This is a genomic window from Bradyrhizobium sacchari, assembly GCF_002068095.1.
In the GTDB taxonomy this organism is placed as follows: domain Bacteria; phylum Pseudomonadota; class Alphaproteobacteria; order Rhizobiales; family Xanthobacteraceae; genus Bradyrhizobium; species Bradyrhizobium sacchari.
The window spans coordinates 293,027-304,918 of sequence record NZ_LWIG01000013.1 but is presented as its reverse complement, the minus strand read 5'-3'; the positions used below and the strand labels follow the sequence as shown (position 1 = coordinate 304,918).

At 63.5% G+C, this 11,892-nt stretch carries 13 protein-coding genes; 8 read left to right on the top strand and 5 right to left on the bottom strand.

The features are described 5' to 3' along the window. Window positions 1-20: 20 nt before the first annotated feature. Window positions 21-1,427, top strand: a complete 1,407-nt coding sequence (locus tag A5906_RS46165) for an invasion associated locus B family protein (RefSeq protein WP_080136881.1) — start codon at window positions 21-23, stop codon at window positions 1,425-1,427. A gap of 762 nt (window positions 1,428-2,189) precedes the next feature. Here the strand turns inward: A5906_RS46165 and A5906_RS18485 are convergent. The 3 genes from A5906_RS18485 to A5906_RS18475 all read right to left on the bottom strand — a co-directional run bounded on the left by A5906_RS18485 (window position 2,190) and on the right by A5906_RS18475 (window position 5,178). Beyond that, a complete protein-coding gene (locus A5906_RS18485; RefSeq protein ID WP_080136880.1) occupies window positions 2,190-3,362 on the bottom strand; it encodes an MFS transporter in 1,173 nt (390 codons plus the stop codon). Between the two features lie 84 nt (window positions 3,363-3,446). Continuing rightward, window positions 3,447-4,811: an NAD(P)-binding domain-containing protein gene (locus tag A5906_RS18480; protein ID WP_080136806.1), complete on the bottom strand. Its 1,365-nt coding sequence runs from the start codon at window positions 4,809-4,811 to the stop codon at window positions 3,447-3,449. Between the two features lie 49 nt (window positions 4,812-4,860). After that, window positions 4,861-5,178 carry an ArsR/SmtB family transcription factor gene (locus A5906_RS18475; RefSeq protein WP_080136805.1) on the bottom strand — a complete coding sequence of 106 codons (318 nt, stop codon included), beginning with the start codon at window positions 5,176-5,178 and terminating at the stop codon, window positions 4,861-4,863. Window positions 5,179-5,349: 171 nt separating this feature from the next. On the opposite strand from A5906_RS18475, the gene A5906_RS18470 reads away from it, so the two are divergent. From A5906_RS18470 to arsC, 6 genes are all read left to right on the top strand, one after another. Next, window positions 5,350-5,676, top strand: coding sequence for an ArsR/SmtB family transcription factor (locus A5906_RS18470; RefSeq protein WP_080136879.1), 327 nt, complete (start codon window positions 5,350-5,352; stop codon window positions 5,674-5,676). A 10-nt stretch (window positions 5,677-5,686) separates the two neighbouring features. Continuing rightward, a complete protein-coding gene (locus tag A5906_RS18465; RefSeq protein WP_167523657.1) occupies window positions 5,687-6,955 on the top strand; it encodes an MFS transporter in 1,269 nt (422 codons plus the stop codon). Further along, window positions 6,952-7,494: a hypothetical protein gene (locus A5906_RS18460; protein ID WP_080136803.1), complete on the top strand. Its 543-nt coding sequence runs from the start codon at window positions 6,952-6,954 to the stop codon at window positions 7,492-7,494. Before A5906_RS18465 ends, A5906_RS18460 begins: the two co-directional genes overlap by 4 nt. A gap of 122 nt (window positions 7,495-7,616) precedes the next feature. Further along, window positions 7,617-7,976 (top strand): ArsR/SmtB family transcription factor, encoded by a 360-nt coding sequence (locus A5906_RS18455; protein ID WP_080136802.1) that lies wholly within the window; start codon window positions 7,617-7,619, stop codon window positions 7,974-7,976. Continuing rightward, on the top strand, window positions 7,976-8,677 hold the full coding sequence (locus tag A5906_RS18450; protein ID WP_080136801.1) for an aquaporin: 702 nt from the start codon (window positions 7,976-7,978) through the stop codon (window positions 8,675-8,677). The genes A5906_RS18455 and A5906_RS18450 overlap by 1 nt, the downstream gene beginning before the upstream one ends. After that, entirely contained in the window at window positions 8,674-9,075 is a 402-nt protein-coding gene (arsC, locus tag A5906_RS18445; protein ID WP_080136800.1) for an arsenate reductase (glutaredoxin), read from the top strand. The genes A5906_RS18450 and arsC overlap by 4 nt, the downstream gene beginning before the upstream one ends. Window positions 9,076-9,135: 60 nt before the next feature. On the opposite strand, the gene A5906_RS18440 is transcribed toward arsC, so the two are convergent. Together A5906_RS18440 and A5906_RS18435 are read right to left on the bottom strand one after the other, a co-directional pair. After that, window positions 9,136-10,023, bottom strand: a complete 888-nt coding sequence (locus A5906_RS18440) for a DUF1259 domain-containing protein (protein WP_080136799.1) — start codon at window positions 10,021-10,023, stop codon at window positions 9,136-9,138. 45 nt (window positions 10,024-10,068) lie between these two features. Then, window positions 10,069-10,302, bottom strand: coding sequence for a hypothetical protein (locus A5906_RS18435; protein ID WP_080136798.1), 234 nt, complete (start codon window positions 10,300-10,302; stop codon window positions 10,069-10,071). Between the two features lie 433 nt (window positions 10,303-10,735). Here A5906_RS18435 and A5906_RS18430 point away from each other — a divergent pair, with 433 nt between their 5' ends. Beyond that, the gene (locus A5906_RS18430; protein WP_080136797.1) at window positions 10,736-11,815 is read left to right on the top strand and encodes a Cj0069 family protein; all 1,080 of its coding nucleotides are present in this window, start codon (window positions 10,736-10,738) and stop codon (window positions 11,813-11,815) included. Window positions 11,816-11,892: the final 77 nt, after the last annotated feature.

Here is an 11,892-nt window from a genome sequence, read left to right as displayed (position 1 = left end):
TGAGCTACGGAGGTATGAAAATGGCAAAGCGCCTTCTGCTTGTCTTGCTCATGCTCGCGTTTCAGCCGGTCATGCGCTCGGCATTGGCGGATCAGGCCGCCGCATCTCCAAAAGTTCAGGAAGAAATTTGGGCTCTTCCGTTTCCATTGCCGTTGCTTGCCTTTGTGGTCCGACCGGTCGGCGACGGTCCTTTTCCCCTGGTGATTATGAACCATGGTATTTCGCTCGGTGCTCAAGAGCGGACGATGTTTCCAATGATCGAGTACCGGGACGCCGCACTCTGGTTCGCGCGCCAGGGCTATGTAGTCGTCTCGCCGATGAGGTACGGAGCAACTGCCCTTGATGATAAGGACCACGGTCTTTATGGCACGGTGTTTGCGCACGTCGGAAGCTGCGACAATCCTAATTTCCGTGGTCCCGGACTGGCAATTGCGACCCTGAATGAATGGGTCATCGACTATATGAGCAAGAATAAGATGATCCAGCCCGGTAACGTGGTCGTCGTCGGTCAATCGGGGGGCGGCTGGGGATCCCTCGCCCTTGGCAGCCTCAATCCCCCGTCAGTCAAAGCTATAATCACCTTTGCGGCCGGGCGCGGAGGCAGGGTAGACGGCAAGCCCAACAACAACTGCGCTCCCGACAAGCTGGTCGCCGCTACAGGCGAATTTGGCCGTACGGCGCGAGTACCGATGCTGTTGATGTATACCGAAAATGATACCTATTTCGGGCCGGAGCTTACGAAGAGGATGCACGAAGCGTTCGTCGCGGCCGGAGGAAACGCCGAATATAAGTTGCTGCCCGCGTTCGGAGACGACGGACACTTTTTCATCGATTCTCCTGATGCCGTGCCGATCTGGTCGCCGCTTGTGACGCAATTTCTTGAAGCACATTCGGCAACCGGCAGCCCGCCGCAACAGCAGGCCCCTGGGCGCGGTGATCAGGAAGGCGAGCCTGCACTAAAGCCGCCGCGAGTAAGCCTGCCTCAGAATATTCACTACTCGAACTGGCAAAAGCTTTGTTTCAAGTCATCCGACGGGACTACGGTATGCCGGACGACATCGTCCGGCACGGACGATCTGGGTCAGGTGATTGTACGGGCAGACCTCATCGAGCGCGCCGACGGTCGGGCTCGCCTGCAGCTTTTCGTTCCGCAAGGAGCAAATTTGCAGCAGGGAGTTAAGGTGAGGATAGACCAGGGCAGGTCAACCCAAATTCCCTTCAATTGGTGCCTCGCGAACATCTGCATTGCGGCAGCTGGCGTCGATCCGGCGCTGGTTGCTGAGTTAAAAAACGGGCACGAACTCAAGCTGGAAGTCGCCAATTTCATCTCGTCCTCGGCTTCGACGACTCTGCCGCTCAATCGGTTCGCTGCAGCGCGTAAGGGTGCGCCAGCGCAAACCTATGATTTTGGGCTGGATGAGGACTAAGCGACTGAGGCGCTGAGCAACCACGATCTCCCCTATTGGTCCGCGTCGAACGCCAGCGCTCGCGCCGACGACGTCCGCTCATGTGATTAAATAGAGCTCCAGGTATGGTCGATGGTGCTCCGTAGCCTCGAAGAATGGCAGCAGGCTTGATCTATGGACGCTGGTGACAGCCGCTCCCGGTGGCATTTACGGGCTTTCGCCGCTGTTCATACCGATGGCCTCAACCACCCGTTCGCGACCAACGCGCGCGCTTATTTCACCACCGTGCCGATATTGCCTGAGGTAAAGGGCCGTGTGATCGAGGTGCCGGTCGCGGACCGTACCAACCGGCACCTTGAAGCGGAGAAGTTTTCTTCAAGATCGATCCCAAGAAGATCGTTCCAAGCCTTACGAATACATCGTCGCGGAAAAGCGGGCCGGGCTGCCGGGCGCGGAGTTGTCGCTCAACTCAAGACGTCAGTTGATCAGGCCTCGGCGGCACGGCGAAGGCGAAGGCCCAACTGCAGCTCGCCCAGGAAAACTTCGACCGGCGGTCTTATTTGTTCGCCATCAGCAGGAAGACGGCGGATCGACGGGAAAGACGGGATGTTAGCATGCTGCGTTCCTTGGTTTGCGGATGGGACGAGCGATCAGGTCGCTCGCCGGTCTCGCAAATGTCTCTGGATTTCGGGAACGGCATTCGCAGCGGCAGAAAGCGCCAGCGGACTTGCGCGGCGCGCCAATCGATGCCGGTAGCCGGCATCGTCGCGTCGGCGCGATTGGTCAGGAAACAGTCCCGCGCGCCATGCGCGCCCACAGCAGCGCCAGCGGACCCAGCGCGATCCCGGCAGCGAGGACGATGAACGCCAGCAGCCAGCCGGTCGCGCTCTGCGGGCCGCCGGCGATGTCGAGTGCGGCACCGGTGCTCCAGGCTCCAAGTGCGGACAGGCCGAAGCCGACCGTCGAGTGCAGGGCGAGGGTCGCGCCGCGATGCTCGGACGCGGCCGCGGCCGACATGCCGGCCGTCAGCGCGCCCGAATCGGCCGGCACGGTCAGGCCGTAGGCGAGCAGCAATAGCGCGAGCACCCAGGCCGGCGCGCTTGCGTTGAGGCCGATCACCAAGGCCACGCAGGCCGATGCGATCATCACGATGGTGATCGCGCGGTGGCGACCGAATTTCAGCGCGGCCTCGTTGCCGAGGATGCTGGCGGGCATCGAGATCACCGCGAAGCAGAAGCTCAGCACGACGGGGCCCAGCCACGACGGCGCGCCCTGATGGGCGACCACGAACGTCCAGAACCCCACCAGCCAGGTGCGGATGCCATAGAGCTCGAAGCAGTGGGCGCCGTAGCCGAGGATGTAGCCGAGCGCCTCGCGGTTGGCGAAGACGGGCGCGAAGTTGAGCAGGCGCCCGGCCTTCGGCGCGGGCTTCCGCGCATCGATCAGGAGACACGCGACCACCATTGCGATCGGGCCGAAGCCGGTGACGAGGAAGGCGGCCCGCCAACCCCAGCGGTCAGCGATCAGTTGCGCGACGAGGAACGAGAGGCCGACACCAACGGAGAAGCTCGACGTGTACAGCGTGACCGCCCGCGATGTATCGCCGGGGGGAAGCCGGTCGGTCAGCGCCTTCAGGCCGGGCATGTAGGCGCCGGCAAATCCAAGTCCCGCGAGCGACCAGATCGCGGTGCCCGACCAGAAGCCCTGCGCGAAGAGCCCGAACGCTGCGGTTGCAAGCCCGCTGACGATGGAGCCCCAGAGCAGGACGAGGCGCGCATCGATGCGGTCGGTCAAGGTCGTCAGCACGGGCACGGCGAGCATGTAGCCGAACGCATAACCGCTCGCCATCAAGCCGCCTTCGGCGGCGGAGAGCCCCCACGCCGGCATCAGATGCTGCGCGAGGTTTGCGGACAGCGTGACATGCGGCAGCAGATTGCCGACCTGGCCGATGCACATCACCGCAATCAGGGACCGACCGCTCAGCTTATGAATGGGATCCTCCATCGCGAGGAAACCAGTGCGATCGCCGGCAGGAGCGCCTCATGAACAACCGCACCCTGCGCTAGCGGCCTTCTTCGCCGTTTCGTCGGCGGCGCAGCAGGCCGATGCATCCTGCTTTGCCGGCCCGCCGCAGCATCCGGGCGCGGCAGCAGTCTCAAGGCCGCCGCGGGTGCAGACGCCGGTCTCGGGCAGCACAAGCTCGACTCTCGCCGCCGCCACCTTGTCACCGGCGAGTTCGGCCGCAATCGAGCGGACCTGCTCATAGCCGGTCATCATCAGGAAAGTCGGCGCGCGGCCGTAAGATTTCATGCCGGCGAGATAGAAGCCCGGCTCGTCATGCGCGAGCTCGCGCGCGCCGTGAGGACGAACCGTCCCGCAGCTGTGCTCGTTGGGATCGATCAGCGGCGCCAGCGCGACCGGCGCCTCGATCGCCGGATCGAGCCGCAAACGCAATTCGGACAGGAACGAGAAGTCGGGACGAAAGCCGGTGGATACGATCAGTTCATCCGCGATCACGCTTCGCGCGCCGCTGCGGGCTTCGGCCGCGATCTTGAGCCGACCTTCGAAGTCCGAGAGATGGGTGACGCCGAATTCGGTCTCCACCCTGATCTTCCCGGCGGCGACGAGCGCGGCGAAGGCACTGCCGAGCTCGCCGCGCGCGGCAAGCTTGTCATTGCGGCCACCGCCAAAGGCTTTTGCGGGATCGGTGCCGCGCAACAGCCAGATGGCTTGCGTGCCCGGCACCTGTTCGGCGAGACGCACGAGATCGATCAGCGTGCCAATCGCGGAATGGCCGGCGCCGAGCACGGCAACGGCCTTGCCCTCATATCTGGAACGCGCGGCACCTCGCACATCCGGCATGCCGTAGGCGATGCGCTTGGTGCATTCGGGCTCACCGATCGCCGGCAAGCCGTTGCTGCCGGCCGGATTGGGCGAGAACCACGTCCCCGACGTATCGATCACCGCGTCCGCGCGCAGCACCTCCGGACCCTTGCCGTTCCGGTAGCGGATCTCGAACGGCGCCTGCTCCCGCCCCTTCGTCTTTGCCTTGTCGAAACCGACGCGGCTGATGGCGGTGACGCGGCTGAAGGTCCGGATCGCCTCGCGCAGCGGTGTCCGTGTCGCGAGCGGCGAAAGGTATCGATCGAGCAACTCGCCGCCGGTCGGATAGGACTGCGGGTCGGGCGAATTCCACCCCGTCGGCGCCAGCAGGCGCGCCGCAGCCTTGTCGACGTTGTATTCCCACGGCGAGAACAGCTGGACGTGCTGCCACTGGCGGACCGCGTGTGCCGCCTCGGGCCCGGCCTCGAGCACGATGGGCGACATGCCGCGTTCGAGCACATGCGCGGCGGCAGCGAGGCCGACCGGCCCTCCCCCTATGACGGCAACCGTCCTAGCGTTCATTCGAGTTCTCCCATCCTTCTAGAATCATCGAACAATATCGGCCAAAAAATCACGCCGCCGTCTGCGCAGCCTTGCATCCGATTTCGTCCGCGCAGCACTCCGCCGCCAGGAAATCGACCAGCCCCCGCATCGCATCGAAATTGGCGTGACAGACCAGGGTGGTGGATTCGCGGACCTGACTGACCAGCCCGACCGAGACCAGGGTCTTGATGTGGTGCGACAGCGTCGACGCCGGAATCTTCAGCTTGTCCTGCAAGCGACCAACGGGCATGCCCGAATGCCCGGCCCGCACCAAGGCGCGGTAGATCTGAAGCCGTGTCCGGTTGCCCAGGGCTTCCAAGCGTACTGCGGCGTCGTCGATCTTCATGGCTCTACAATACGCCCGATCATCGGCACCGTCAACCATATTTCTAGAATATTCGAAATAGAGCCCGACTAAACCGTTCCCAGCCAGCGCTGACAAGCTTGACCCACATTTAGCACCATAAAACTAGTTTTATAGTTGTAAATTCCCGTGGTTCGCTTTATCTGCAAAGTCATGAACCGCAAGATCGCTGCGCGCTGCCTGGCGGAATTGGGCAATTTGACCCGCCTGGACATTTATCGACTGCTTGTGCGGGCCGGACCGTGCGGCCTCAGCATCACCGATATCCAGACCCGTCTTGACGTCCCAGCATCCACCCTCGCCTTTCATTTGCGCGGGCTGGTCGGCTCCGGCCTGGTTACCCAGGAAAAAATTGGACGCACGGTCATCTGCCGAGCCCAGTATGAGCGAATGGACGGTGTCGTCGCCTTCTTACGCGAGCATTGCTGCGAGGGATTCGAGACTGATCTGGCAGCATCGACAACGCGCAGAGCGAGTTGATCCCGTGCGAATGGTGAGCCCCCAAACATCGGCTCTCCATTATGGCTGGATCATATTGGGCGCGGGCAGCTTCGGCTCCTTCATGACTCTGCCCGGCCAAACGGCAGGCGTTTCGGTTTTCTTCGATCCCATCACGGCCGATCTTGGCATCTCACGCACGACGGCCTCGATAGCTTACGCAGTCGGGACGCTCGCAGGAATTCTGCCAGCCCCCATGATCGGTCGCTGGATCGACCGGCGCGGACCTCGCCTGACGGCAACCATCATCGCCGCCGGTCTCGCGATGGCCTGCGCTCTCATGGCGACAATTCAATCAGCATTGATGCTGCTCATCGGGTTTGCGCTGTTGCGTGGCGCTGCGATCGGCGGCCTCAGCCTCGTCAGTCAGCAGGTGGTCAATCTCTGGTTTGTGCGTCGGCGCGGGATCGCAGCCGCAGCGGCCAGCCTCGGGCTCGCCGCCGGTTCCATGATCTTTCCGAAATTCATCGATGAGCTCATCTCGCTCTACGGCTGGCGAGGCGCCTATCTCGCGCTTGCCGGACTTGTCGCCCTCACCATTCTGCCGGTTGCTGCTGCGCTGTTTCGCGATCGGCCGGAAAACTTCGGCCTCAGCACGGACGCCGGGCTACCGACGGGCGCGGAAGGTTCACGGGAGGAGCCATCGTTTACGCGCCGGCAAGCACTCCGTACGGGCGTGTTCTGGCTGCTGTGCGCTGCCGGCTTTTTGACCAATGCCGTCGGCACCGCGCTCTTGCTCAATCACTTCTCTATCATGCAGACGGCCGGCATCGCACACAACGACGCATTGCTGCTGTTGTCGTTTCTTGCCGGGGTTCAGGCTGCTGCGACACTCGGCACCGGATTTCTGGTGGATCGCTATGAACCCCGGCATCTGGTTCCATTTGCGATGTTGATGCTTGCGCTGGCGGCGGCTCTTCCGGCGTTTGGCAACGGCGTCGCCATAAGTGTGCTGTACGCTCTAAATGTGGGTGCGGCGTACGGCTCGCAGCAAGCGATAAACGCCGCCGGCTACGCGCACTATTTCGGCCGCGACCATCTGGGCGCAATTAGAGGAGCCTCGTTCGTCTTCGGAATTGCCGGCGCAGCGTTCGGCCCGCTACCTTTTGCGGCAAGCGTCGATTGGACGGGAGGCTATACGGCTGTCCTGATCGGTTGCTGCATGCTTTGCATTGTCTGCGCCGCCGCAGCATTCGCGGTCAAACGACCGTCCGCGTCGGCCGAATCGATGATGAATGGCAAGATGGGAGTAACACCATGACGGGCGGAGAAACGACCATCGTGGCAGGCATCGAAATTCCTTCGACCGATCCCTTCTTTCTGGCGGTGGTGCTGGGGATGCATATTCCCCTGGGCCTTGCGTGCGTTGCGATCGGCGCAATCGCGATGTTGAGTCAGAAACGTCGCGGGCGTCATTCGAGGCTTGGAACGACCTATTTCTGGTGCCTGCTGGCGCTCTTCGCGTCCGCGACACTACTGTCGCTCATGCGCTGGGCCGAAAACTATCACCTGTTCGTTCTCGGTGCGTTGTCGTTTGCCTGTGCATGGACCGGACGTGCTGCCCTTCGGCACCGCTGGTGGTCCTGGGTCAGGCTCCACATCGCGGGGATGGGGTTGTCGTACGTCCTGATGCTGGTTGCTTTCTACGTCGACAATGGAAAGCAGCTTCCGCTTTGGAAGGACCTGCCCGATTTCACGTACTGGCTGATACCTTTTGCGGTTGGTATTCCGCTCATCGTTCGCGCGCTCCTGTGGCCGCCATTGGCGTCAGCCCGCCATGATTTTCATCCGATGCGGTAGTTTACGGTGCGGGCCAATCGATATCCTCAAGCCAATGCTGCCGAACAAACTCCTTCCGATGCGAGACGGGCTCTCCGGATTTCAGATTGACAGCCACCCAATATTTCCATAAGTCTGGATATATGGAAACGGAAGAAGCCGTCCTCGCGCTCGCGGCGCTGTCGCAGCCCACCCGCCTGGAGGCCTTCCGGGCGCTGGTCCGGCACGAGCCCGAGGGGCTTGCGGCCGGCGACCTCGCCCGCCTGCTGGAAGTGCCTCAAAACACTCTTTCCGCGCACCTCTCGATCCTGAGCCGCGCCCGCCTCGTCTCCTCCGAGCGGCACAGCCGCTCGATCATCTACCGCGCCAATCTCAGCGAATTCCGGGACGTTGCCGTTTTCCTGTTGCGCGATTGCTGCGGCGGGCGGCCGGAGGTTTGTGAGCCGGTCGCCAAAACCCTGCAGGCCTGCTGCGCGCCGACACGGAAGGAGCGCGCACGCTGATGGAGAGGTTCGACCTTTCGCGGCGCCTCGCAGCCGAAGCGCTCGGCACGGGCATCCTCGTCGCCACCGTCGTCGGCTCCGGCATCATGGCGGAGACGCTGACGAGGGACGTCGCGCTGGCGCTGCTCTGCAATACCTTGCCGACCGGGGCCATCCTGGTCGTGATGATCACCGTACTCGGTCCGATCTCCGGCGCGCATTTCAATCCGGCGGTCACGCTGGTCTTCACCGGCAGGCGCGAGCTTCCGGTAAATGAGGCCGCGCTTTACATCGTCGCGCAGATCGCCGGCGGCATCGCCGGGACGATCGCGGCGCATCTGATGTTCGGCCTGCCCCTGCTCGATCCGTCAACCAAGGTCAGGACCGGCGGGCCGCAATGGTTTGCGGAAGCTGTCGCCGCTTTCGGTCTGGTCGCCACCATCCTCGCCGGCCTCCGCTTCCAGCGACCGGCCGTGCCCTGGCTGGTCGGCCTCTACATCACGGCCGCGTACTGGTTCACCGCATCGACGTCGTTTGCCAATCCGGCGGTGGCGATTGCGCGTTCGCTGACGAACACTTTTTCCGGCATTCGGCCGGCTGATCTTCCCGGCTTCATCCTCGCGGAGCTCTGCGGGGCCATCGCCGGCATGGTATTGATGAACTGGCTGCTCGGGCACGCGAAGACGCGCGGCCCTGTTACCGTTGCGGAGACCCGATCATGAGCGTCACGATCTACCACAACCCCGATTGCGGCACCTCGCGCAACACCCTTGCGATGATCCGGCAGAGCGGCACCGAGCCTGTCGTCATCGAATATCTGAAGACGCCGCCATCGCGCGACAGGCTCAAGGAGCTGATCGCGGCGATGGGAATTCCGGTCCGCGCGCTGCTGCGTGAGAAGGGAACGCCCTACGAGGAGCTCGGCCTCGCCGACCCCAAATGGACGGACGACGAGCTGCTCGACTTCATGATCGCGCATCCCATTCTGATCAACCGTCCGATCGTCGTGACGGCAAAGGGCACGCGGCTGTGCCGCCCCTCGGAAGCCGTCATCGATCTCCTGGACAATCCGGTCGGCCGCTTCGTAAAGGAGGATGGCGAGGTGGTCGAGGCCAAATAGGCTCGAACCCCGCGAGCGCATTTCGCTCCGGTCGGAAACAGACGCAGATTGGACATCCCTTCAGCTCTTCGTACTCGCCGTCTTGTCGAGCGCGGCGCGCAAACCATTGGCGAGCTTGACGGCGTCGTCATTGGCCCAGAAGTGCATGAAGAACAGGCGCGGCTGCTCATCAAGCATGTGGCTGTGCAGCGCCGTCACGGCGATGTCGTGCGACCGCAACGCCCTAATGACGGGGTTCACCTCGTCGCCGGTCAGCACGAAGTCGCCGGTGATGGCCGCCTTTCCCGCACCGGTCGGTTGGAAGTTGATGGCCGTGGCGACGCCCATTGGGCCGACGGGGCTCAGCTGCATTCCCTGCTCGGTGACCGGATCACGACGGGGCACGTTGAACTGGTAGACACCGCCATTGGCCTGTCCCTTGACGCCGATGATCTGATCGAGCTGCGCGGTGTCGAGATCGACGGCGGGCGGCGGAGCGGCGGGAGCCGGCACTGAGAGCGGCGTCTTGCTTTCGGCGAGCGCCTCCTTGATGGCGGCCGCGATCCTGACGGGATCGCCGTGGCCGGCGACATGCATGTAGAACGTCGCGGGGCTCGCACCGAGCAGATGATTGTGCACGGCCGTGATCTCGAGCCCATTGGCGATCATCTTCAGCATGACCGGATTGATCTCGGACTCCAGCAGCACCAGATCGCCCATCGCCATGGCGCCGCCATGGACGGGCTTGAACGCGACCCAGCCGCCGAGCGCGAGCGCCGGCTTGATGGTCACGCCATCGAGCGTCACCGTGAGGTCGGTGCGCGGAAAACCGTAGCGATGCACGTCGCCGGTGACGGCCGGCTTGCGGCCCAGCGCGTCATCGACCTTCTGCCAGTCGACATCCTGCGCACGGGCGGTCGCGATGAAGCAGGCACCGACGGCCATCAGCGCCGAGATTGTCTTGCGCATTGATTTGCTCCCTCATGAATTCGGTTTCCGGAACGGGTCCGGATCTCAGTTCCGTTCCTTGATCTGGCCGCTGCTGTCGACAACGAGCTGCACCGGCTTGCCGTTCTTGACCGCTCTGGCGGTCGTCCCTTCTGCGGTCGACTTGATGTCGCTGACCTCGGTGTAGCCAGCCGCCTTGATCCTGGCGACGAGCTCTTCCTCAGTCAGTGCGCGTGCGGCCGACGCGCCGCCCGCGAGCGCCAGAATGAGGAACGCCTGAAGGATTGTCCGTGTGCGCATGGCCGTTCTCCTGGTCGTCTCCCCGCCCCAGGTGAAGTCCGTTTCGCAATGGTGACGCATCGACAGGACCGGCGTGCCGCGCCGGTACCCGGGGAGCCGAAATGATGTGCGGGATGATGTCTTGGACGATATCGGGGTGGCTAATGACATGCGGCGTCCCTGGTGAAAATCAGGACGCGATTCTTGGGCATGTCGCCTCACGGGGAGATCGCACATCCCCGACAGCCCGAGTAGAAGCCGGGGTGGCCGGGCTGTCAACTCACCCCGAGCCAAGGGTCCTCACAAAGAATTTTGCGCGCCGTTTGGAACCTCGCCAACACTCTTGAAACCTGAAGACCATCTCACGTAAGCTGGTCCGCACGGGGACAATGCAGACTCCCCTTGAGACCCCGGTCCAAGATCTGCGCAGCACGCAACTACGTGGAGCTTGCGCATGGACACCGAACGTCACTCCTCTCCCCGCCAGACCGTAGCCATCCTCTCACGCGGCGACGCTGCCGTGCGCCGCGACGCCACGGCGCAGAACAGCCGCTTCGTCCGCGTCTTCGAAGCGCTCGCCACTGTGGGCATTGAAGCCTCGCCGGCGATCTACGACGAAAGCTTCGCGGGCGCTGTCCGCGATCAATTGCTCGCCGCTGACGGCGTGCTGGTCTGGGTCGATCCGATCCACCAGGGCAAGACGCGCGCCGGGCTCGACGCCCTCCTGCGCGACGTCGCAGCGCAAGGGCCATGGGTGAGCGCGCATCCCGATGTGATCCTGAAGATGGGCGTCAAGGACGTGCTCTACCGCACACGTCATCTGGGCTGGGGCGCCGACACGTATCGCTATGACACCGCCGCAAGTTTCCGCAGCGAGTTTCCAGCGCGCCTTCGGACCGACGGTCCGCGCGTGCTGAAGCAGAACCGCGGTAATGGCGGTCAGGGCGTCTGGAAGGTGGAGGCGCTGCCCGGCACCGACGGCGTGGTGCGCGTGCTCCATGCGCAGCGCGGCAGTATCCCTGAGGACATGCCGTTCGACGCCCTCTTCGCGCGATGCGAACCGTATTTCGGCTGGGGCGGCTGTATCATCGACCAGGCGTTCCAACCGCGCCTGGCCGACGGCATGATCCGCTGCTACATGAGCAGCGCCAAGGTCGCGGGCTTTGGACACCAGAAGATCAAGGCCCTGGTCCCGCCGCCGCCGCAGGGGCCGGATTCCCCCGAAGCTCAACCCGGCCCGCGCATCATGTACGGCCCTGACGCACCGCAATTCCAGGCGCTGCGGCGTTCGATGGAGGACGAATGGACGCCGCAGATGATGGCGACGCTCGGCATCGATGAGCCGTCACTGCCGGTCATCTGGGACGCGGACTTCCTGTACGGGCCGAAAGATGCGGCCGGCGCCGACACCTACGTGCTATGCGAGATCAATGCGAGCTCGTGCTTTGCAATCCCCGACGAGGCACCGGCCGCGATCGCGCGGACGGTGAAGCAACGCATGCTGCGGACGACAGGCGTGCATTCGGATGCATAGCTTGCGGCGGCGGCCTCAAGGCCACCGAGATCTCCATGCATGACTGGCAGCGGTGATGCGCCGCGCGCTCAATGCCC